The sequence below is a fragment of the Phaeovulum molybdatiresistens genome, from assembly GCF_023544865.1.
Classification (GTDB): domain Bacteria; phylum Pseudomonadota; class Alphaproteobacteria; order Rhodobacterales; family Rhodobacteraceae; genus Pontitalea.
Genome location: NZ_JAMJFX010000001.1, coordinates 118,653 through 139,683, shown reverse-complemented (window position 1 = coordinate 139,683; position 21,031 = coordinate 118,653). Strand labels below are relative to the sequence as shown.

General features: G+C 66.5%; 20 protein-coding genes and 1 other RNA gene. 9 read left to right on the top strand and 12 right to left on the bottom strand.

The window, feature by feature from the left end; genetic code table 11:
• The first annotated feature begins 143 nt into the window (after window positions 1-143).
• Entirely contained in the window at window positions 144-1,013 is an 870-nt protein-coding gene (locus tag MXB90_RS00665; RefSeq protein ID WP_250039780.1) for a branched-chain amino acid aminotransferase, read from the top strand.
• A gap of 41 nt (window positions 1,014-1,054) precedes the next feature.
• Here the strand turns inward: MXB90_RS00665 and MXB90_RS00660 are convergent, their stop codons facing one another.
• The 10 genes from MXB90_RS00660 to MXB90_RS00615 all read right to left on the bottom strand — a co-directional run bounded on the left by MXB90_RS00660 (window position 1,055) and on the right by MXB90_RS00615 (window position 9,578).
• Entirely contained in the window at window positions 1,055-1,246 is a 192-nt protein-coding gene (locus tag MXB90_RS00660) for a hypothetical protein (protein WP_250039777.1), read from the bottom strand.
• A 93-nt stretch (window positions 1,247-1,339) separates the two neighbouring features.
• Entirely contained in the window at window positions 1,340-2,257 is a 918-nt protein-coding gene (locus MXB90_RS00655; RefSeq protein ID WP_250039774.1) for a DMT family transporter, read from the bottom strand.
• Window positions 2,258-2,301: 44 nt separating this feature from the next.
• A complete protein-coding gene (locus MXB90_RS00650; RefSeq protein ID WP_250039772.1) occupies window positions 2,302-2,697 on the bottom strand; it encodes a DUF1294 domain-containing protein in 396 nt (131 codons plus the stop codon).
• A gap of 64 nt (window positions 2,698-2,761) precedes the next feature.
• A complete protein-coding gene (gene queG, locus MXB90_RS00645) occupies window positions 2,762-3,808 on the bottom strand; it encodes a tRNA epoxyqueuosine(34) reductase QueG (protein WP_250039770.1) in 1,047 nt (348 codons plus the stop codon).
• A 78-nt stretch (window positions 3,809-3,886) separates the two neighbouring features.
• A complete protein-coding gene (fzlA, locus tag MXB90_RS00640) occupies window positions 3,887-4,552 on the bottom strand; it encodes an FtsZ-binding protein FzlA (protein ID WP_250039768.1) in 666 nt (221 codons plus the stop codon).
• A 106-nt stretch (window positions 4,553-4,658) separates the two neighbouring features.
• Window positions 4,659-5,258 carry a recombination mediator RecR gene (recR, locus tag MXB90_RS00635; protein ID WP_250039759.1) on the bottom strand — a complete coding sequence of 200 codons (600 nt, stop codon included), beginning with the start codon at window positions 5,256-5,258 and terminating at the stop codon, window positions 4,659-4,661.
• Window positions 5,259-5,265: 7 nt separating this feature from the next.
• Window positions 5,266-5,610: a YbaB/EbfC family nucleoid-associated protein gene (locus MXB90_RS00630; RefSeq protein ID WP_250039754.1), complete on the bottom strand. Its 345-nt coding sequence runs from the start codon at window positions 5,608-5,610 to the stop codon at window positions 5,266-5,268.
• Between the two features lie 10 nt (window positions 5,611-5,620).
• The gene (locus MXB90_RS00625) at window positions 5,621-7,387 is read right to left on the bottom strand and encodes a DNA polymerase III subunit gamma/tau (RefSeq protein WP_250039748.1); all 1,767 of its coding nucleotides are present in this window, start codon (window positions 7,385-7,387) and stop codon (window positions 5,621-5,623) included.
• A gap of 73 nt (window positions 7,388-7,460) precedes the next feature.
• Window positions 7,461-7,557, bottom strand: an RNA gene (gene ffs, locus MXB90_RS00620) — signal recognition particle sRNA small type.
• A gap of 74 nt (window positions 7,558-7,631) precedes the next feature.
• A complete protein-coding gene (locus MXB90_RS00615; protein ID WP_250039746.1) occupies window positions 7,632-9,578 on the bottom strand; it encodes a bifunctional 2',3'-cyclic-nucleotide 2'-phosphodiesterase/3'-nucleotidase in 1,947 nt (648 codons plus the stop codon).
• A 185-nt stretch (window positions 9,579-9,763) separates the two neighbouring features.
• On the opposite strand from MXB90_RS00615, the gene nudC reads away from it, so the two are divergent.
• A complete protein-coding gene (gene nudC / locus MXB90_RS00610) occupies window positions 9,764-10,732 on the top strand; it encodes an NAD(+) diphosphatase (protein WP_250039744.1) in 969 nt (322 codons plus the stop codon).
• A gap of 45 nt (window positions 10,733-10,777) precedes the next feature.
• On the top strand, window positions 10,778-11,239 hold the full coding sequence (locus MXB90_RS00605) for an SRPBCC family protein (protein WP_250039740.1): 462 nt from the start codon (window positions 10,778-10,780) through the stop codon (window positions 11,237-11,239).
• A 14-nt stretch (window positions 11,240-11,253) separates the two neighbouring features.
• On the opposite strand, the gene MXB90_RS00600 is transcribed toward MXB90_RS00605, so the two are convergent.
• Window positions 11,254-12,087, bottom strand: a complete 834-nt coding sequence (locus MXB90_RS00600) for a prephenate dehydratase (RefSeq protein ID WP_250040534.1) — start codon at window positions 12,085-12,087, stop codon at window positions 11,254-11,256.
• A gap of 290 nt (window positions 12,088-12,377) precedes the next feature.
• Here MXB90_RS00600 and MXB90_RS00595 point away from each other — a divergent pair, with 290 nt between their 5' ends.
• The 6 genes from MXB90_RS00595 (at window position 12,378) to MXB90_RS00570 (ending at window position 20,081) form a co-directional block, all read left to right on the top strand.
• On the top strand, window positions 12,378-12,908 hold the full coding sequence (locus MXB90_RS00595; protein ID WP_250039738.1) for a c-type cytochrome: 531 nt from the start codon (window positions 12,378-12,380) through the stop codon (window positions 12,906-12,908).
• 164 nt (window positions 12,909-13,072) lie between these two features.
• Window positions 13,073-14,980, top strand: coding sequence for an extracellular solute-binding protein (locus MXB90_RS00590; protein ID WP_250039736.1), 1,908 nt, complete (start codon window positions 13,073-13,075; stop codon window positions 14,978-14,980).
• A 28-nt stretch (window positions 14,981-15,008) separates the two neighbouring features.
• A complete protein-coding gene (locus tag MXB90_RS00585; RefSeq protein ID WP_250039734.1) occupies window positions 15,009-16,169 on the top strand; it encodes a microcin C ABC transporter permease YejB in 1,161 nt (386 codons plus the stop codon).
• Window positions 16,169-17,275, top strand: a complete 1,107-nt coding sequence (locus MXB90_RS00580) for an ABC transporter permease (RefSeq protein ID WP_250039733.1) — start codon at window positions 16,169-16,171, stop codon at window positions 17,273-17,275. Before MXB90_RS00585 ends, MXB90_RS00580 begins: the two co-directional genes overlap by 1 nt.
• Window positions 17,272-18,867 (top strand): ABC transporter ATP-binding protein, encoded by a 1,596-nt coding sequence (locus tag MXB90_RS00575; RefSeq protein ID WP_250039729.1) that lies wholly within the window; start codon window positions 17,272-17,274, stop codon window positions 18,865-18,867. The genes MXB90_RS00580 and MXB90_RS00575 overlap by 4 nt, the downstream gene beginning before the upstream one ends.
• Window positions 18,864-20,081 (top strand): glycosyltransferase, encoded by a 1,218-nt coding sequence (locus MXB90_RS00570; RefSeq protein ID WP_250039726.1) that lies wholly within the window; start codon window positions 18,864-18,866, stop codon window positions 20,079-20,081. The genes MXB90_RS00575 and MXB90_RS00570 overlap by 4 nt, the downstream gene beginning before the upstream one ends.
• Here MXB90_RS00570 and MXB90_RS00565 read toward each other — a convergent pair.
• A complete protein-coding gene (locus MXB90_RS00565) occupies window positions 20,078-21,022 on the bottom strand; it encodes a LysR family transcriptional regulator (protein WP_250039725.1) in 945 nt (314 codons plus the stop codon). The genes MXB90_RS00570 and MXB90_RS00565 overlap by 4 nt on opposite strands.
• Window positions 21,023-21,031: the final 9 nt, after the last annotated feature.

The following is a 21,031-nucleotide window of genomic DNA, read 5'->3' as shown; positions in this document are numbered from 1 at the left end:
CCTCGCTTTGCCGCGATTTTATGTCAGCGTTGTTGACTTTCCAAGAATCAATTGTTACCGATCCGCTAAATTTGCGCAACTTTATGTCCGAAACGGACCAATCGGGCGCAACATTTGCAAATCGGGTTCCGAAGGAGGACAAGATGGCCGGTGCTTATGACGATCGCGATGGCTGGATCTGGATGGATGGCAAGCTGGTGGAATGGCGCGATGCCAAGGTCCATATCCTGACCCATGCCCTGCACTACGCCTCGTCCGTGTTCGAGGGCGAACGCTGCTATAACGGCAAGATCTTCAAATCCGTGGAACATTCCGAACGTCTGCGCATGTCGGCAAACCTGCTGGACATGGAAATCCCCTATTCGGTCGAGCAGATCGAAGAGGCGAAATATGCCATGCTGAAGGCCAACAACTGGACCGACGCCTATGTGCGCGCGGTGGCCTGGCGCGGGGCGGGCGATGACATGGGCGTTTCGGCCAAGCGCAACCCGGTGCGGCTGGCGGTCGCCGGTTGGGAATGGGGCGCCTATTACGGCGACGCCAAGACCAAGGGCGCCAAGATCGACATAGCCAAATGGAAGCGCCCCAGCCCCGAAACCATCCCGGTCGCGGCCAAGGCGGCGGGCCTTTACATGATCTGCACCATGTCCAAGCACGCGGCCGAGGCCAAGGGCTGTTCGGATGCGCTGTTCATGGACTGGCGCGGCTATGTCGCGGAATGCACCGGCGCCAACATCTTCTTCGTCAAGGATGGCGAGGTGCACACCCCGCTGGCCGATTGCTTCCTGAACGGCATCACCCGTCAGACCGTGATCCAGATGCTGAAGGAAAAGGGCATCACCGTGCATGAACGCCGGATCGAGCCGTCGGAACTGGAAGGCTTCCAGCAGGCCTGGCTGACCGGCACCGCCGCCGAGGTCACGCCGATCGGCCAGATCGGGGATTACACTTTCGAGGTCGGCGCGCTGACGCTGGACATCGCAGCCTCTTACGAAAAGCTGGTGCGCAGCTAATCGCAAGGCGGGTGGGCGTCCGGCGCCCACCCATCCCCGGATCAGGCCCGCTGGCCGCGTTCGATCCGGGCGAATTCGCGTAATTTGCGCCCGTCGTCCCCGCGGGTGGCGGGGCGCTGTGACAGGATGCGGATCGCCGGGTGAAGCCCGCTTTTGCGATCCATATCCAGATAGGTTTTCACGCGGGTGCCTTCGGCCCGGGGCGTGGCGCGGTCGATGATATGTCGGCCCATCTGATCCTCCTTCAGCTGTGCATGCCCAAAGTATAGGGCCCTGCGCGCGGAATTTCATCCCCAAGTTGCGGCGCGGGCGCGAACGGGCGGTTTTCAACCCTGCGGGGTCATCGCCTTGCGCTGGCGCGCGCGTTCAATCCCCAGCTGGCGTTCGCGCCAGATGATCAGCACCCCCGCCAGGATAACCAGCGCCGCGCCGCCCAGCATCACCAGCGTCGGCACCTCATCGAAGAAGACAAAGCCGATCGCCAGCGCGAAGATCATCGAGACATATTCGAACGGCGCCACGATCGAGGCATCGGCATGCCGGTAAGAGGATGTCAGCAGGATCTGCCCCAACCCGCCCAACAGCCCCGCCGAAACCAGCAGCATCGCTTCGTATGCCGATGGCAGAACCCAACCGAAGGGCAATGTGACCAGCGACAGCGCCGAGGCGGTGACCGAAAACCAGAACACGATGGCCGAGGTGCGTTCGGTGGCCACCAGCTTGCGCACGAAAACCTGCGCCAGTGCCGCACAGGCCGCGCCCACCAGCACCACCACCGCGCCCAGCATCTCACGCTCGGTGGCGGCGCCAAAGGTGCCAAGGCGCGGCGACAGCACGATCAGCACCCCCACCATCCCCAGCGCCACTGCCGATAGCCGGAACAACCGCACCTCCTCGCCCAGAAACATCGCGGCAAAGACCACCGTCAGCAGAGGTGCGGCATAGCCGATCGCGGTGACCTCGGGCAGCGGCAACAGGCCAAGGCCGGCAAAGCCGAACCCCATCGCCGCCGTCCCCACGACCCCGCGCCAGACATGGCCCATCGGCTGCGCGACCCGCAGGCCGGACCCAAGCTCGTGTCGCCAGGCCAGCCAGACCAGGATCACCGGGATCGCAAAGAAGGACCGAAAGAACACCGCCTCACCCGCCGGCACATGCGCCGCCGTGGCCTTGATCAGCGCCGACATGGCGATGAACACAAGGACCGAGGCGATTTTAAGAAGGATACCCCGAAGCGGTGACATGGCGGCAGGTTACCCACACCCGCGCGAAAGGGAAGCCCCCGGGATCACGACCCCGGGCCGAACCGGCGCGGCAAGGATTTTTCGCGCGACGGTTCGGGCAGGGCGGTGGCCAGCTCTTCCTGAAACCGCTGCACCACCGTGGTTCCGGCGTCGTGCAGATGCGCCCCCGCGGGCGTGAAGGCCAGAACCCCGATCACCCCCTGTATCGCGATGACCTGGTTCAGCCGTCGCGCGAAGGGCTGCTTTCTGGTCTTGTGGCGCAGCAACGCCTGCGCGGCCTTGGCCCCCGGCGAGCCGCCCCAGAAAGACAGCCACAGCAAGGTCCGCTCGGGAATGCGCCAGTCGCCGCGGATCGCGCGCCGCTTGTCCACGGCAAAGACCAGAAAGGTGAACAGGCTGGCAAAGACGATGTAGCCCAAAAAGGCAAGCAATAGGGTCATGGAAGGATCTGTGGTGCAACTTTGATGACAATCCGGTTTCGATTGCCAGTCGATCATGGCAAAGTTAGGGCTTGCGCAGCCGCGCCAGCGCCCAGGCGGCGGCATCGGCCACCGCCGGGTCTGGGTCCGCGGTCAGTCCCGCCGCCACCTCGGCCAGCGCGGGTAGGCCGGAATTGCCGATTGCATACAGAACGTTACGCACCATCCGGTCGCGCCCGATGCGCTTGATCGGGCTGCCGGCAAAGCGCGCGCGAAACCCGGCATCGTCCAGCACCGCAAGCTCCGCCAACAGCGGCGCATCGACCTCTCGCGGGGCATAGCCGATTTCATGCGCGGCGGCGGCGAACTTGTTCCAGGGACAGGCCGCCAGACAATCGTCACAGCCATAGATCCGGTTGCCCAGTCGCGCGCGCAGGTCCGGGTCCACCGGCCCCTTGTGCTCGATCGTCAGATACGAAATGCAGCGCCGCGCATCCAGCTGGTAGGGTGCGGGAAAGGCCCCTGTCGGGCAGGCGTCCAGACAGGCCCGGCACGATCCGCAATGGCTCACCTCGGGCGCGTCGGGCGCCAGGTCCAGCGTGGTGAAGATTGCCCCCAGAAAGAACCAGTTGCCCAGATCCCGCGCCAGCAGATTGGTGTGCTTGCCCTGCCAGCCCAGCCCCGCCGCCTGCGCCAACGGCTTTTCCATCACCGGCGCGGTATCGACAAAGACCTTGATCCCGGCGGTTTGGCCCGCACGCCCGGCCTCATCCAACAGCCAGCGGCCAACCCGCTTCAGCCGCCGCTTGGCCAGATCGTGATAATCCTTGCCCTGCGCATAAACCGACACGGCCCCCCGGTCCGGGCGGCCCAGAACTGCGGTCGGGTCGGCCTCGGGGGTATAGACCTCGGCCAGCATCACGACGGAACGCGCCTCGGGCCACAGCGCGGCCGGATCGCCGCGCCAGCCCATCCGCTCGGCCATCCAGCCCATCTGCCCATGCATCCCTGCCGCCACAAAGGCCTCCAGCCGCGCGGCCGCCTCGGGGATGGCATCGGGCCGACAGATGCGCGCCTTGGAAAACCCCTCTTGCAGGGCCTTGCCGATCAGCCGCGCCTTCAAATCCGTCACGATGCGCCTTTCATCTTGCCGCAAATACCTCGGGGGTGCGGGGGCAGCGCCCCCGCCGCGTCCCGCCCGCGCGCCCGATCAGAAATCAAGCTCTGCATATTGCGGCGCGGGCGGCAGGCCCGGCAGCTGATCGGCCAGAAGCGACCGGAAGGCCGGGCGCGACTTGATCTTGGCATACCAGTCCTTGACATTGGCCGACCGGTCCCAATCCACGTCCGAGATATAGTCCAGACAGCTTAAATGCGCGGCGGCGGCGAAATCGGCCAGCGTCATCACATCGCCCGCCAGCCAGCGGCGCTGATCCAGCAGCCAGCCCATGTAATCCAGGTGATACTTGATCGCCCCCAGCCCCGATTTCACGGTCTTGCTGTCGGGATAGCCCAGCTTCATCACCTTCTTCCAGACCCGTTCCCCCATCACCTTGCGGGTGACCTCGTCGTTGAACTTGTCGTCGAACCAGGCACACAGCCTTCGCACCTCATAGCGCGCCTCGGGGTCGCGCGGCATCAGGGGCGGGGTGGGACAGGTTTCCTCGATGAATTCGCAGATCGCCTGGCTTTCCGCCATGACGCGGCCATCCATCCGCAGGATCGGCACCTTTCCGGCCGGGTTGCGGCGCAGGAATTCGGTGCTGCGTTCCCAGTAGCGTTCCTCGATCAGCTCCACCTCGATCTTCTTCTCGGCCAGTGTCAGGCGGACCTTGCGGCAAAAGGGCGAAAGCGTGACGTGATAGAGGCGGTTCATGCGTGGCTCTCGTGCGGTTGCAAAAGCGGCGGGGTCGGTGGGGTGTGCCCGCGGGGCCTAGCCCCGTGATAGTCCCGCACCGGCGGGGGATCAATGGTGCAAAGGGTCAGAACCGCCGCCTTGCGCGCAAGGCCGCCTGAATCGTGCCGTCATCCAGGTAATCCAGCTCGCCCCCGATCGGCACACCCTGCGCCAGGCTGGTGATGGCGATGTCGCGCCCCTCCAGCGCCTCGGCGATGTAATGGGCGGTGGTCTGGCCCTCGACCGTGGCATTCAGCGCCAGGATCACCTCGCGCACGCCTTCCGCCCCGATCCGGTCCAGCAGCCGCGGGATGCCCAGATCCTCGGGGCCCACCGCATCCAGCGCCGACAGCGTGCCGCCCAGAACGTGATACCGGCCCTTGAAGGCGCGCCCGCGTTCCATCGCCCACAGGTCGGCCACATCCTCGACCACGCAGATTTCACCGGTGGCGCGGGCGGGATCGGCGCAGATCTCACAGATCTCGCCCGAAGAGATATTGCCGCAGATCGCGCAATCGCGCGCGGTTTCGGCGACATGGGCCATCGCGGCGGCCAGCGGCGCCATCAGGGCCGCGCGCTTGCGCAGCAGATGCAGCACCGCCCGCCGGGCCGAGCGTGGCCCAAGCCCCGGCAGCCGCGCCATCAGCGCGATCAGCGCCTCGATATCATCCGCCGCGCGGGCCAAGGCGGCCTCAGACCGGCAGGTTCATGCCCGGCGGCAGGCCCAATTCCTGCGCCAGCTTGGCCATTTCCGCCTGCGCGCGTTCGGCGGCGCGCTTCTGCGCATCCTTGATCGCGGCCAGGATCAGATCCTCGACCACCTCTTTTTCCGAGGCCACCAGGATCGACGGGTCGATCGACAGCCCCGTCAGCTCGCCCTTGGCGGTGGCGGTGGCGCGCACCAGCCCCGCGCCGGATTCGCCCTGAACGGTCAGCTGCGCCAGGTCTTCCTGCAGGCTGGCCATGCGGTCCTGCATGTCCTTGGCGGCCTTCATCATCTTGGCCATGTCGCCAAGCTGGCCCAGTCCCTTGAACATCACGCTCTCCTCAATTGTCCTCGAAAGGGTCCCATTCGTCCTCGACCTCGGGCAGGGCTTCGGCCCGGGCCTCGGCGGTCAGGGCCTCGGCGGTGCGGATATCCTCGAATTTCGCCTGTGGAAAGGCGGCGAAGATCGCTTGCACCAGGGGGTTGTCCTGCGCCTCGGCCTCGGCCTTGCGCCGGTCGGCGTCACGCGCCTCGGCGATGGTTTCGCCGCCGCCCTCGGCCACGACCGACACGCCCCAGCGCGCGCCGGTCCAGCCCTGCAGCCGCGCGCCCAGAACCTGCGCCAGATCGCGCGGCGCGTTGCCCGTGGGCTGAAACTCGATCCGGCCGGGGGCGTAATGCACCAGCCGCAGGTGGTTTTCGATATCCAGCAGCAGCTTGACGTCGCGCATCTTGCGCACCAGGTCCAGCACGTCTTCAAAGCGGGCAAAGCGCGCCAGCGCCGTTTCCGGTGCCACCGCCCGCGCCGTCGCCGCGCCGGACGACGTGACCGGGCCGCGCGCCACGGGCCCGGCCATGGTCGCAGGCCCGCCCATCGCCACCGGCGCCCCATGCACCGGCGCGCCACCCGGTGCCGGGCCGCGGCCCGGGGCGCCCGCGCCCGGCCCCTGCTGGACGCGTTTCAGCAAGGTTTCCGGGTCGGGCAGGTCGGCCACATGGGTCAGCCGGATCACCGCCATTTCGGCGGCCATCATCGCGTTCGGCGCCGCCGCGACCTCTTCCAGCGCCTTCAGCAGCATCTGCCACATCCGCGTCAGCACCCGCATCGGGATCGCGGCCGCCATCGCCTGGCCGCGCGTGCGTTCGTCGGGGGGGACGGTCGGGTCCTCGGCGGCTTCGGGCGTGATCTTGATGACGGAAATCCAGTGCGTGATTTCGGCCAGATCGCGCAGCACCGCCATCGGATCGGCGCCATCGGCATATTGCCCGGCCAGTTCCGCCAGCGCCTCGGCCGCCTGACCCTTCAGGATCATGTCGAACAGGTCCAGCACCCGGCCGCGATCGGCCAGCCCCAGCATCGCGCGGACCTGATCGGCGGTGGTTTCGCCCGCGCCATGCGCGATCGCCTGATCCATCAGGCTCATGGCGTCGCGGACTGACCCTTCGGCCGCCCGCGTGATCAGCGCCAGCGCATCGGGGGCGAGGCTTGCGCCCTCAAGGCCCGCGATGCGGGACAGATGCGCCATCATCACCTCGGGCTCGATGCGCTTCAGATCGAACCGCTGACAGCGCGACAGCACCGTGACCGGAACCTTGCGAATCTCGGTGGTGGCGAAGATGAATTTCACATGCGCGGGGGGTTCTTCCAGCGTCTTCAGCAGCGCGTTGAAGGCGCTGGTGGACAGCATGTGAACCTCGTCGATGATATAGACCTTGAAGCGCGCGCTGGCGGCCCGGTAATGCACGCTTTCGATGATTTCGCGGATGTCGCCCACGCCGGTGCGGCTGGCGGCGTCCATTTCCATCACATCGACATGGCGGCCCTCGGCGATGGCCTTGCAATGTTCGCAGGTGCCGCAGGGTTCGGTCGTGGGGCCGCCGGTGCCGTCGGGGCCGACACAGTTCAGCCCCTTGGCGATGATCCGCGCGGTGGTGGTCTTGCCCACGCCGCGCACCCCGGTCATCACGAAGGCATGGGCGATCCGGTCGGCCGCAAAGGCGTTTTTCAGCGTGCGCACCATCGCTTCTTGCCCGATCAGATCGGCAAAGGTGGCGGGGCGGTATTTGCGGGCGAGAACCTGATAGCCGGTCTCTGGCGTCTCGGACATGCGGCGCGCTCCTGAAATTCGCCGGCAGTCTAGTCGGCGGGGCGGTCAAGTCAAACCGATCGCAGAGGGTGGGGGTGAGAGGCTGGACAGCGACCCAAGCGGGGCTCGTTGCGGCTGCTTCCTTCCGGACCTGACCGGGTTGGCGAGGCGCTCGCCCGCGCCAACCTCTCACGCGGTGATATAGGGGGGGCGGGGCGGATTCGCAAGGAAGCAATCGGGAAAAGGCGGCGCGCGCGGGTGGCGATCACAGGTGCAGGCGAAAGCGGGCAAAACCCGCCGGGGCCGGGGCGTCGCGCAGCAGGTCAAACCGGCCCGAGGGCAGGGGCACCGTGGCAGCGTGTCGGCTGGTGTCAAAGACCGCCGTGGCCCCGGCAACCGGCGCAAAGCGCCAGACCGGGGCGGCGCTGGGGGTGACGCTGCCGCGGCGGACGATTTCGGCCAGCAGTGCCGTGGCCACCGGCAGGGGGGCGCCCAGATCCAGCGCCGGGCCGGTGGCGCCGGGGAAATGCCCCGCGCCCCCGGTGCGGAAATTGTTCGTCGCCACGACAAAGCGCGCCCCGGGGGCGACGGGCCGGCCCTGATGGCACAGCGCATGGATGCGCCGCGCCCCGGGATTTGCCAGCCGGCCATCGGGGGCATAGCGCGCCGGGGCCGTCAGGTCGATCTGATAGCTCAGCCCGGCGATCACATCGAAATTATAGCTGGGAAAATCCGGGTCGATCAGCGGCTGATCGGTCTGCCCCGGCGTGATCTGGCAAAACAGGCCTGCGGCGCGTTCCATCCATTCCGCCAGATCGGCGCCCGAAACCGCGACCGCGCTGATCGTGTTGGGATAGATGTAAAGATCGCTGACATGGCTGCGCAGCAGCGGGCCTGCGGGAATGTCGATGAAGAAATCCGGCCCGCCGCGCCCGCCGCATTTGAACGGCGCCACCGCCGACAGCAGCGGCAGCGCCGCCTCGGGGCGCCCGGCCAGACGCTGCGCGACATGGGCGGCTTGCGCCTGCGCCACCAGCGTCAGCGCGGCATCGGGCGCGACCAGCGCGAAGAAGCTGTGGATCGGCGCCGCGGTCCGGCCCACGGGGCGGCGCAGCTCTGCCAGGGTTTCGTCATGCGCGGCCTGTGCAAGCGCCGTGATGCGGGGGCAGGCCGGTGTGGTGGCGCGCGCCACCCCATCGGGGCCGCGGGTGCTGATCGGGCGCAGCTGGCCCCGGAAATCGGCCACGCGCCAGCCCCCGGGGTCCTGCACCAGATCCAGATCCAGCACCCCCAGATGCGACCCCCAGAACCCCGGCATCAGCGCGGGCTTGCCGCCGATGGCGCCGCGTTCGGGGTCGATCCCCGCGGTCATCGGCGCCTGGGTGGATGGGAAGGACAGGTGGCTGTGACCGCACAGCAGCACATCGATGCCCGCAACCCCCGCCAGTTCCAGCGCATCCTGTTCCCCCCGGTTCGCCGCGCCGGGCGCGCCGATGCCGGTATGGGCCAGCGCGATCACCAGATCGGCCCCTGCGGCGCGCAGCGCGGGCACATGGGCGCGCGCGGCCTGCACGATGTCACGCGTGACAATACGGCCCTGCAGGTGATCGCGGTCCCAGTCGCTGATCTGCGGCGGCACAAAGCCGATCACGCCAATCCGGAACGAAATTTCGCGCCCCTGTGCGTCGCGCAAGCGCCGGTCCAGCAGCACCCAGGGCGGCACGAAGGTGTCATCGCCCTGCGGATCGGCGCCGATCGCGCGCGCCACATTGGCCGAGACCAGCGGAAAGGCGGCATCGCGCAGCGCGCGTTCCAGCACCGGCAGGCCATAGTTGAATTCGTGGTTGCCCAGCGTCCCGGCATCATAGCCCAGGTGGTTCATCGCCGCGATCATCGGGTTGGGCGTCTTGCGCCCCAGGCAGGTGCGCGCGACATGATCGGCCAGCGGATTGCCCTGCAGGAAATCGCCATTGTCCAGCAGCAGGCAATTGGCCACCTCGGCGCGGGCGGCGGCGATCAGGGTGGCGGTGCGCGCAAGGCCCCGCGCGTCACAGGGGCGGTCGGCGAAATAGTCATAGGGCAGGATGTTCATGTGCAGGTCGCTGGTTTCCAGCACCCGCAGCTGCAATCGCGTGCCAACCGGGGCCGCGCGCCGGGCATCGGGCAGGCCCTGTCCGGCGGCGGTTGGGTCAGGTTTGCCCTGATGTGTCAAACTCGTCCTAAACTCCCGGCGCATGCGCGGGTTCACCATTACTTATGCAACACCTGACGAATACAACCTTAAGGCGAAATTTGCCGCCGCGCCAGTACGAAATTGCCATTTTGATCCTGCCCACGGGCCCACTGGTCAGGGCGCGGGCAATGTGCAAGATCGGGCCGGGCAATTGGGGGATGCGGATGCGATACGGGACGGTGCTTCAGGACATGGCCTTCGCCGATTCGGGGCTGGAACGTGCGGCGGAACTGCGTGGCGATCCGGCGGCGGTGGCGCGGCTTTTGTCGGACCCGCGCGCGCGCGTTTTGCCGCTGTGGCGCGGCAAGCCGCTGTTTGCGCCCGATGCCGCGGGGCTGGGCTGGGTTGAGGCCGGCCATCGCGCGCTGCGCGATGCGGGCCAGCCGCCCATTCTGCTGGGCATTTCCGACGATTGCCCGCGCTTTGCGCTGGACCTGTCGGGCTGGACGCCCGAAGGCCCCTTGCCCGAGGCCGGTTTCCTTGACCCGTCCGAACAGGTCCATCCCGATCTGCCCGAAGGCCATGTCTTTGCCGAATTGCGCGCCCGCATGGGCCTGTTGTCCGCGCGCGAGGCGGAACTGGCCGCGACCGCCCGGGCGGTGATCGGCTGGCATGCCACGCACCGGTTCTGCGCGGCCTGCGGTGCGGCCTCCGACCCGGTGCAGGCGGGCTGGCAGCGGCGTTGCCCGTCTTGCGGCGTGTCGCATTTTCCGCGCACCGATCCGGTGGTGATCATGCTGGTCACGCGCGCGAACAAGACCCTGCTGGGCCGGTCGCCGGGCTGGCCTGCGGGGATGTATTCCTGCCTGGCGGGTTTCATGGAGCCGGGCGAAACCCTAGAGGCCGCCGTGCGCCGCGAGGTGCGCGAGGAAACCGGCGTGGCGGTGGGGGCGGTGCGCTATGTCGCCTCGCAGCCCTGGCCGTTTCCGGCCTCGTTGATGCTGGGCTGTCAGGGCCTGGCCGAGACCGAGGCGATCACGCTGGATCCGGTGGAACTTGAAGATGCGCTGTGGGTCAGCCGCGAACGTCTGGCCGCGATCTTTGCCGGCGCCGATCCGCAGATCCGCCCGCCCCGGCGCGGTGCGATCGCGGGGGCGCTGTTGCGTCACTGGCTTGCGGATGGGCTGGGTTGACGGCACAAGGGCGCCGGTTCGGTCCGGTGCAGTACGAGGGTTCGCATGAAGTTTTCCAGCCGCGAGGATGTGGCCGCCACGCCCGAGGCGGTCTTTGATGCGCTTGCCGACATCGCGCGGTTTGAACGCATGGCGGCGCGGGAAGGCGTCAGCCTGCGGCGTCTGGATGAACGGGCCGAACCCGGGGCGGGGATGACCTGGGAAATCGAATTCCGCTTTCGCGGCAAGCAGCGCATTTTGATCGGCGACATCCGCCGCTTTGACCGGCCCGAGCGGGTGGAATATGGCGGGATTTCCCCGAATTTCGACCTGTTGCTGGTGGTGTCGCTGCTGCCGCTGTCGCGGGCGCATACGCGGATGCATGTCGAGCTGACCCTGCGCCCGCGCAGCCTGCGCGCGCGGGTTCTGGTGCAGGCGGCGCGCCTGGGGCGGGCCAATCTGCGGCGCCGATATGCCGATCAGATCCGCGCCTTCGCCCGCAGCATCGAGGTGCGGCCCGCCGGCTGAACCGCCCCCCGCGATCAGCCGTGGCGGCGCGGATCGGCAGGGTAGACGCCCAGCAGCGTCAGCGATGAGGTGAAATAGCCCAATTCCTCCAGCGCCAGCCGCACGTTGGTGTCATCGGGATGGCCCTCGATGTCGGCATAGAACTGGGTCGCGGTGAAATTGCCGTCCACCATATAGCTTTCCAGCTTGGTCATGTTCACGCCATTGGTCGCGAACCCGCCCATCGCCTTGTAAAGCGCGGCCGGAATGTTGCGCACGCGGAAGACGAAGGTGGTCATCATCCGGTCGGCGCGACGTTTCAGGTCGGGTTCGCGCGCCATCACCAGAAAGCGGGTGGTATTGTTCTGCCGGTCCTCGATATGGCGGGCGATGCAGTCCAGCCCGTAGATTTCCCCCGCCAGTTCCGAGGCCAGCGCCGCCACCTTCGGGTCACGCTGTTCGGCCACGATCTTGGCCGATCCGGCGGTATCGGCGCCGGTGATCATGCGCAGGTTGTGCTGGCGCAGGAAGCTGCGGCACTGGCCCAACAGGACGGTATGGCTCATCGCGGCCTCGATCTGGTCGATCTTCGCGCCCGGCACCGCCAGCAGGTTGATGTGGACGCGCACAAAGGCCTCATCCACGATGTGCAGGCCGCTTTCGGGCAGCAGGTGGTGGATGTCGGCCACGCGCCCGTAGGTGGAATTTTCCACCGGCAGCATCGCCAGATCGGCCTCGCCCTTGCGGACGGTTTCGATCACCTCTTCGAAGGTGGCGCAGGGCAGGGCCTCCATCGCGGGGCGCGACTGGCGGCAGGCCTGATGGGAATAGGCGCCCGGTTCGCCCTGAAATGCGATCCGCCCTTTCACATGCATGCTCATCCTGCCTCCTCTTTCGCTGCGATCATCCCTGGCGCCGGAGCGCCGCTTGTCTTGCGTTATACCGCGGCGCGCGGCAGGGAAAGACGTGAAACCCCCGCGTTGCGCCAATGGCCCGGGGCGCGGCTTTGGCGCAACGCTTGGCATGGTGATCGCGTGACCGGCGTGAAAAACGGCCCCTGCAGGGCCAAATTGACCGCTGCGCGCAGAAACATGCCTTGAAATGCAGGGGCTGAAACGGGTAGATGCGCACAACTGAACAGCCACATCAGGGAAGAGCCATGTTCGACACGATGACTATCACGAAGGCAGGGGGTGCCGTGATCGGCGCGCTTCTGGCCTTCCTTCTCGGCAACTGGGCGGCCAGCGCGCTTTATTCCGTTGGCCATGGCGCTCATGGCGGGGAAGAGGTCGCGGGTATGACGGCGGCGCCGGGCGGGCTTCTGGACGTGGCCGAAGAGGGCGCCGAGGAAGCCGCGGAAGAAGTCGTGGAACTGGCCCTTGATTCGGGTGATGCGGCCGCGGGCGAAAAGGTCTTTGGCAAGTGCCGGGCCTGCCACAAGGTCGATGGGTCGAACGGCACCGGCCCGCATCTGGACGGCGTCGTGAACCGCGCGATCGGCGCCGTTGACGGCTTTGCCTATTCGGCCGGCATGGCCAGCCACGGCGGCACCTGGACGCTGGAAGAGCTGAACGCCTTCCTGATCAAGCCCAAGGATTACCTGCCCGACACCAAGATGGCCTTCGCCGGTCTGCCCAAGCCGGAAGATCGCGTCAACCTTCTGGCCTATCTGCAGAGCGTTTCGAACTGATCCTGCACGATTTCCCCCACCGGGGACAATCAGGCCGCGCCCCCGGGCGCGGCCTTTGCTTTTCGCGCCCTTCTCACGCAATCGCAACTTGAAGCCCCGCGCCCCGGCCCGTTACCAATGGTGACGGAATGGCGCGGACCCGCGCAGCGCAGGGGGGTGAGAATATGGTTCAGACAAAGGCGGTTGCACGGGGCGGGGCGGCACTGGACAAGACGTCATGGGGGGTGACCCTGCGCGCCATGGGGGCGCTTGTCATCGCGCTGGCGCTATGGGCGGGGCTTGCCTCTGCCGGGCGGGCGCAGGACACCATCACCGCGCATGGCATTTCGACCTATGGCGATCTGAAATACGGCCCCGATTTCGCGCATCTGGACTATGTGAACCCCGATGCGCCGAAGGGCGGCGAGATTTCGGAATGGACCTCGGGGGCATTCGACAGTTTCAACCCCTTCACGCTGAAGGGGCGCGCGGCGGCGCTGTCGTCCGTGATGCTGGAAAGCCTGCTGACCACCACGGCCGATGAAATCGGCGCGGCCTATGGGCTGCTGGCCGAAAGCCTGGAATATCCCGAAAGCCGCGACTGGGTGATCTTTACCCTGCGCGAGGGGATCACCTTTTCCGATGGCACACCGATGACGGCCGAAGATGTGCTGTTTTCCTATGAAGCCTTCCGCGACAAGGGCCTGTCATCCTTTCGCACGGTGCTGAGCCAGAAGGTCCAGTCCGCCGAACTGCTGGACGACCGGCGCATCCGGTTCACCTTTGTCCCCGGCTATCCGCGCCGCGACATCATCCAGACGGTCGGCGGCCTGCCGGTCTTTTCCAAGGCGGATTTCGAACGCCACAACCGCGATCTGGAAGAAAGCAGCAACATCCCCTTCCTGGGGTCGGGCCCCTATATGTTCGACCGCGCCGAGGGCGGCACCCGCGTGGTCTGGAAGCGCAACCCCGACTATTGGGGCCGCGATCTGCCGATCAACCGGGGCCGCAACAATTTCGATACGATCCGCATCGAATATTTCGGCGACTATCAGGCCGCGTTCGAGGGGTTCAAGGCCGGTGCCTATACCTTCCGCAACGAGGCGTCCTCGATCATCTGGGCGACGGGCTATGATTTCCCGGCGCTGAACGCGGGCCATGTGGTCAAGCGCGAATTGCCATCTGGCGCGATCGGCACCGGGCAGGCCTTTTCCATCAACCTGCGCCGCGACCGGTTCCAGGACATTCGCGTGCGCGAGGCGCTGGGCCTGATGTTCAATTTCGAATGGTCGAATGAGACGCTGTTCTACGGCATCTACGCGCGCACCCGGTCGTTCTGGGACAATTCCGACCTGGCCGCCGAAGGCGTGCCCAGCCCCGAGGAGGTCGCGATCCTGGAACCGCTGGCCGCCGACCTGCCCCCCGGCATCCTGACCGATCCGGCGGTGGAACCCGCCGCTTCGGGCGCGCGTCAACTGGACCGGGGCAATCTGCGCAAGGCCGCGGCGCTGCTGGATGAAGCGGGCTGGCCCGTCGGCGATGACGGCATGCGACGCAATGCGCGCGGCCAAACCCTGCGGGTCGAGATCCTGAACGACAGCCAGACCTTCGACCGCGTGATCAACCCTTACGTCGAAAACCTGCGCGCGCTTGGGGTGGATGCGGTGCATTCGCGCGTGGATGACGCACAGTTCACCAACCGCGAACGCAGCCATGACTTTGATCTGATCACCGACCAGCTGGGGCAGGATTACATCCCCGGGTCGGGGCTGCAGCAGTATTTCGGATCGGCCGCGGTGGGCGATGTGTTCAACTCGATGGGGCTGGCCAATCCGGCGATCGACGCGCTGATCCGGCTGGTCGAGGAAGCCGACAGCCGCGATGAGATGACCACCCGCGTCCGCGCGCTGGACCGGGCCTTGCGCGCGCTGCGCTTCTGGGTGCCGCAGTGGCACAAGGCCACCCATACGGTCGCCTATTACGACATGTTCGACCACCCCGAAAACCTGCCGCCCTATGCGCTGGGCGAACTGGACTTCTGGTGGTACAACGCCGAAAAGGCCGAAAAACTGAAAGCCGCCGGCGCGTTCTGACCGGGGGCGGGGCAAGGGCAGGGCAGACATGGGCGCCTATATCCTGCGGCGGTTGCTGCTGATCATCCCGACGCTGATCGGGATCATGGTGGTGAACTTCACGCTGACGCAATTCGTGCCGGGCGGGCCGATCGAACAGATCATCGCCCGCGTCGAGGGCGAGGCCGACAGCCTGCGCAACATCGCCGGTGGCGGCGATGCGGGGGCTGCGGGCGGCGCGCAGGGCGTTGAAGCCAGCGGCTATCAGGGCGCGCGCGGCATTTCCCCCGATCAGCTGGCCCGCCTTGAGGTGCAGATGGGCTTTGCCCGGATCGTCTGCGCTGAAGGCTTCACCGGCACGCCCGACATCCGCGCGCCCGAATGTGAAAAAGAGCCGATCCCGGCGGTGGAACGCTTTGTCATCATGATGGGCAATTACCTGACCTTCGATTTCGGCCAAAGCTTCTTCCATTCGAAATCCGTGGTGGAACTGGTGCTGGAAAAGATGCCCGTGTCGATCACGCTGGGCCTGTGGTCGACGCTGCTGGCCTATCTGATTTCCATCCCGCTGGGCATCCGCAAGGCGGTGCGCGATGGCAGCCCGTTTGACACCTGGACCAGCGGCGCGATCATCGTGGGCTATGCGATCCCCGGCTTCCTGTTCGCGGTGCTGCTGATGGTGCTGTTCGCGGGCGGATCATATTGGAAGATCTTCCCGCTGCGGGGCCTGACCTCGGACAACTGGGAGGATCTGAGCGCGATCGGCAAGGCGCTGGATTACCTGTGGCACATCGCCCTGCCGGTGACCGCCACCACGATCGCCAGCTTTGCCACGATGACGCTGCTGACCAAGAACTCGTTCCTGGATGAGATCAACAAGCAATATGTGATGACTGCGCGGGCCAAGGGCCTGTCGGAACGCGGCGTGCTGTATGGCCACGTCTTCCGCAACGCCATGCTGATCGTGATCGCGGGCTTTCCGGCGCAGTTTCTGGGCGTGTTCTTTGGCGCCTCGATCATCGTGGAAACGATCTTCTCGCTCGACGGGCTGGGATTGCTGGGCTTTCAGGCGGCGGTCGAACGCAACTATCCGGTGATCTTTGGCACGCTTTACGTCTTTGGCCTGATCTCGCTTCTGGTCGGCATCCTGTCGGATCTGATGTATGTCTTCGTCGATCCGCGCATTGATTTTGAGCGGAGGGCCGGCTGATGGCTTTGTCCCCGCTGAACGCGCGCCGCTGGCGTAACTTCAAGGCCAACCGGCGGGCCTTCTGGTCGCTGTGGCTGTTTCTGGTGCTGTTTGTCGCCTCGATGTTTGCCGAGGTGCTGGCCAACGACAAGCCGATCGTCGTCAGCTACCGGGGCGAGTTCTATTTCCCGGCCTATCGCTTCTATCCCGAAACCGCCTTTGGCGGCGATTTCCGCACCGAGGCGATCTACCGCGATGAGGCGGTGCAATGCCTGATCGTGACCGGCGGGCGTGAGGAATGCTGGGACGACCCCGACACCTACATGGCCGAGGCCCGCAGCACCGGCACGGTGGACGGTGCGCCGGTGGAAACGGGCTGGATGATCTGGCCGCCGATCCCCTACCACTATCGCACGATCAACAACGTCGGCACCGCCCCCAGCGCGCCCGATGCGCGGCACTGGCTGGGCACCGACGATACCGCGCGCGATGTAGCGGCGCGGGTGATCTATGGCTTCCGCACCTCGATCCTGTTCACGCTGATCGTCACCACCGTCGCTTCGGTCATTGGCATCGCGGCGGGCGCGGTGCAGGGCTATTTCGGCGGGCGCACCGACCTGATCTTTCAGCGCGCGCTGGAAATCTGGTCCTCGACCCCCTCGCTTTACGTCATCATCATCCTGTTCGCGATCCTGGGGCGGGGCTTCTGGTTGCTGGTCTTTGTGGCGATCCTGTTCGGCTGGCCCGCCCTGACCGGCGTGGTGCGGGCGGAATTCCTGCGCGCGCGGAATTTCGAATATGTCCGTGCGGCCCGCGCCCTGGGTGTGTCGGACCGCGTGATCATGTTCCGCCACATCCTGCCCAATGCGATGGTGGCGACGCTGACGATGATGCCCTTTGTCATCACCGGGACGATCTCGATGCTCGCCTCGCTGGATTATCTGGGCTACGGGCTGCCGTCCTCGGCGCCGTCGCTGGGCGAATTGGCGTTGCAGGCGAAGCAAAACCTGCAGGCGCCGTGGCTGGCGTTTTCGGCGTTTTTCACCTTTGCGATCATGTTGTCGCTTCTGGTGTTCATCTTCGAAGGCGTCCGCGACGCCTTTGATCCGCGCAAGGTGTTCAAATGACGGCGGTGCTAGAGGTCAACGATTTGCGCGTGGCCTTCCGGCAGGATGGGAAGGTGATCCCGGCGGTCAAGGGTGTCAGCTTCACCGTCGCCAAGGGCGAAACCGTGGCGCTGGTGGGGGAATCCGGCTCGGGCAAGTCGGTCACGGCACTGTCGACCGTGGCGCTTCTGGGCGGCAATGCCGAGGTGGCGGGATCGGTCCGCTATGGCGGGCAGGAAATGATCGGCGCCCCCGAGGCGCTGCTGCGGCAGGTGCGGGGCAACGATATTTCCTTCATCTTCCAGGAACCGATGACCTCGCTCAACCCGCTGCACACGCTGGAAAAGCAGATCACCGAAAGCTTGGCGCTGCATCAGGGCCTGACCGGGGCGGCCGCGCGGGCGCGGGTGATTGAGCTGTTGGACAAGGTCGGCATCCAGAACCCGGAAAGCCGCTTGCAGGACTATCCGCACCAGCTGTCGGGCGGGCAGCGCCAGCGGGTGATGATCGCGATGGCGCTGGCCAACGGGCCGGACCTGCTGATCGCGGATGAGCCGACCACGGCGCTGGATGTGACCATTCAGGCGCAGATCCTGGACCTGCTGGCCGATCTGAAACGCGCCGAGGGCATGTGCCTTCTGTTCATCAGCCACGATCTGGGCATCGTGCGCCGCATCGCCGACCGGGTCTGCGTGATGCAGATGGGCGAGATCGTCGAACAGGGGCCGGTGGCGGACATCTTTGCCAATCCGCAGCATCCCTATACCCGCAAGCTGCTGGCCGCCGAACCCAAGGGCCTGGCGGGCCCGGTGCCGGATGGTGCGCAGGACCTGGTGCGGACCGACCACCTGAAGGTCTGGTTCCCGATCCAGCGCGGGCTGATGCGCCGCACGGTGGGCCATGTGAAGGCGGTCAACGACGCCTCGATTTCCGTGCGGGCGGGCGAGACGCTGGGGATTGTGGGCGAAAGCGGGTCGGGCAAGACCACGCTGGCGCTGGCGATCATGCGGCTGATCGGGTCCGAAGGCCCGATCGTCTATGACGGCCAGGACATTTCCGGCTGGTCGGCGGGGCAGTTGCGGCGGCTGCGGCGCGATATGCAGATCGTGTTCCAGGATCCGTTCGGCAGCCTGTCGCCGCGCATGACCGTGGAACAGATCATCGCCGAGGGGCTGACGGTTCACGGGGTTGAACCGGGCCGCAACCGGCGCGACATGGTGGCCGCGATCATGGCCGAGGTCGGGTTGGACCCCGCCGCGATGACCCGCTATCCGCATGAATTTTCCGGCGGCCAGCGCCAGCGCGTGGCGATTGCCCGCGCGATGATCCTGCGCCCGCGCGTGGTGGTGCTGGATGAGCCGACCTCGGCCTTGGACATGACGGTGCAGGTGCAGATCGTGGACCTGCTGCGCGACCTGCAGGCCCGCTACGGGCTGGCCTATCTGTTCATCAGCCATGACCTGCGCGTGGTGCGGGCCATGTCGCACAAGGTGATCGTGATGAAACAGGGCGATATCGTTGAATCCGGCCCCGCGGCCCAGGTCTTTGGCGCGCCGCAGACCGACTATACACGCCAGTTGATGCGCGCGGCCCTGGGCGAGGCGGTGGCTTGAAGGTTCTGTTCGTCCATCAGAACTTTCCCGGCCAGTTCCCCCATCTGGCCCCCGCGCTGGCCGCCCGCGGGCATGAGGTTCTGGCCCTGACGGCGGAACACAACACCCGCCCGTCGCCGGTGCGGGTTGTGAAATACCGCGCGCCGGACCCTGTCACCCTGTCCTCGGCGCTGACGCGGACCTATGCCGATTGCGCCGAACGGGGCCTGCGCGTGGCCCGCGCCGCCCGCGCGCTGCGTGACCGGCACGGCTATGTGCCCGATGTGATCCTGGGCCATCCCGGCTGGGGCGAGACGCTGTTTCTGCGCGATGTCTGGCCCGGGGCGCGGCTGTTGGTCTATGCCGAACTGATGTATCGCGCGACGGGGCTTGATACCGATTTCGACCCGGAATTCGCCCGCCCCGATCTGGACCGGCGGGTTCTGACCACCGCGCGGTCCGCCCATCTGCTGCAGGCGATGGTGCAGGCGGATGCCGCGCTGGCGCCCACCGAATTTCAGGCCGCGACCTTCCCGCCCGAACTGCGCGCCAAGATCACGGTTTGCCATGACGGCATCGATACCGACACCGTCCGCCCCGACACGCAGGCGCGCTTTACCGTGCCGAACGGCCCGGTGCTGCGCGCGGGGGATGAGGTGATCAGCTTTGTCAGCCGATCACTTGAACCCTATCGCGGCTATCACAGCTTCATCCGCGCGTTGCCCGCGGTTCTGGCGGCGCGGCCCGACGCGCAGGTGGTGATCGTGGGGGCCGAGGGGCAAAGCTATGGTGCCGCGCCCAAGGATGGCATCAGCTGGAAGGACCGCTTCCTGGCCGAGGTGCGCGATGGGCTGGATCTGTCGCGGGTGCATTTCACGGGTCGGCTGCCTTACACCGATTATCTGGCGCTGCTGCAGGTCACGCGTGTCCATGCCTATCTGACCTATCCGTTCGTTTTGTCCTGGTCCCTGATGGAGGCGATGGCCGCGGGTGCGCTGGTGATCGGATCGGACACCGCCCCCGTGCGCGAGGTGATCCGCGATGGCGAAAACGGCCGGCTGGTGGATTTCTTCGACATTCCCGGCTGGTCGGCCGCGCTGGTTGCGGCGCTGGCCGACCCCGACCGTTTCGCGCCGTTGCGCCGGGCGGCGCGCGACACGATCACCGCGCGCTATGACCTGAAGCGCCACTGCCTGCCGCGGCTGATCGATTTCGTGGAAACGGCGGGCGCCTAACCCAGCGCCTTGCGGCAGCAATGGTGCAGCGCGCGGACATAGGTGTTGTTGCCCAGAAAAGCGGTATGGGCGAACCATAACTTCATCGGTTCCATCCCGCCCAGCACGCGGCGCATGACCTTCGGGCAATCCTCGGCCGCGGCCCATTCGGGCACCACGCCATAGCCCAGGCCCGCCTCGATCAGCCGCGTCACGCTGGTGCTGCCCGAGGCGGTGGTGGCAATCCGGGGCGGGGCCTGCATCTGGCGCGTCAGGTAATCCAGCGCGCGGCTGCGCACCGTCTGGCCGCTTTCATAGGTGATGAAGGGCCGGTCGCGAAAGGCCGCCAGATCGGTTTCGGTTTCCGGGATGCCCCAGTCGGCGGGCCAGACCAGCGCCAGCCGATAGCTGCCCAGCAGGTGCTGGGTGATCGCGGGGTGGCTGAAGCTGCGTTCGCTGACGGCGGCGTCCAGCGCGCCTTCCATCATCATCTTTTCCAGCGTCGTGTCGCGTTCGAAAAAGGCCAGCTCGATATCGGGGGCCTGGGCGCGGAAATCCTGCAGGATCGCGGGGAAGAAATGATGAAACAGCGCCTGCGGCACGCCGACACGCAGCACCGATCGCACATCATGCAGCAGCACCGAGATGCGCGACAGGATGGTTTCCAGTTCCTCGCCCAGGGAGGCATGCAGCGCGCGCCCCTGCGGCGTCAGCGTGACATGGCGCGAGCCCTTTTCCGCCTCGATCAGCCGCGCGCCGTATAGCTGCTCCAGCCGGCGCACATGGTTGGCGGCGGATTGATAGGAAATGTTCAATTCCCGCGAGGCGGCGGAAAACGACCCGGTCCGCGCGACCAGATGAAAGGTCTGCAACAGGGAAATGTCGATCTTGGGGCGCCGGTCATCGCCGCGCGGCGGGGCTTCTGCGCCGCCTGTCTGTCCGGTTCCGCCTTGCCGTGCCATTCTGCCCCC

Excerpts from the sequence above, each read along its gene's own strand:
- MXB90_RS00665 (WP_250039780.1), top strand. The coding sequence starts at position 144 with ATGGCCGGTGCTTATGACGATCGCGATGGCTGGATCTGGATGGATGGC.
- MXB90_RS00660 (WP_250039777.1), bottom strand. The coding sequence starts at position 1,246 with ATGGGCCGACATATCATCGACCGCGCCACGCCCCGGGCCGAAGGCACC.
- MXB90_RS00655 (WP_250039774.1), bottom strand. The coding sequence starts at position 2,257 with ATGTCACCGCTTCGGGGTATCCTTCTTAAAATCGCCTCGGTCCTTGTG.
- MXB90_RS00650 (WP_250039772.1), bottom strand. The coding sequence starts at position 2,697 with ATGACCCTATTGCTTGCCTTTTTGGGCTACATCGTCTTTGCCAGCCTG.
- fzlA (WP_250039768.1), bottom strand. The coding sequence starts at position 4,552 with ATGAACCGCCTCTATCACGTCACGCTTTCGCCCTTTTGCCGCAAGGTC.
- MXB90_RS00630 (WP_250039754.1), bottom strand. The coding sequence starts at position 5,610 with ATGTTCAAGGGACTGGGCCAGCTTGGCGACATGGCCAAGATGATGAAG.
- MXB90_RS00625 (WP_250039748.1), bottom strand. The coding sequence starts at position 7,387 with ATGTCCGAGACGCCAGAGACCGGCTATCAGGTTCTCGCCCGCAAATAC.
- nudC (WP_250039744.1), top strand. The coding sequence starts at position 9,764 with ATGCGATACGGGACGGTGCTTCAGGACATGGCCTTCGCCGATTCGGGG.
- MXB90_RS00605 (WP_250039740.1), top strand. The coding sequence starts at position 10,778 with ATGAAGTTTTCCAGCCGCGAGGATGTGGCCGCCACGCCCGAGGCGGTC.
- MXB90_RS00595 (WP_250039738.1), top strand. The coding sequence starts at position 12,378 with ATGTTCGACACGATGACTATCACGAAGGCAGGGGGTGCCGTGATCGGC.
- MXB90_RS00590 (WP_250039736.1), top strand. The coding sequence starts at position 13,073 with ATGGTTCAGACAAAGGCGGTTGCACGGGGCGGGGCGGCACTGGACAAG.
- MXB90_RS00585 (WP_250039734.1), top strand. The coding sequence starts at position 15,009 with ATGGGCGCCTATATCCTGCGGCGGTTGCTGCTGATCATCCCGACGCTG.
- MXB90_RS00580 (WP_250039733.1), top strand. The coding sequence starts at position 16,169 with ATGGCTTTGTCCCCGCTGAACGCGCGCCGCTGGCGTAACTTCAAGGCC.
- MXB90_RS00575 (WP_250039729.1), top strand. The coding sequence starts at position 17,272 with ATGACGGCGGTGCTAGAGGTCAACGATTTGCGCGTGGCCTTCCGGCAG.
- MXB90_RS00565 (WP_250039725.1), bottom strand. The coding sequence starts at position 21,022 with ATGGCACGGCAAGGCGGAACCGGACAGACAGGCGGCGCAGAAGCCCCG.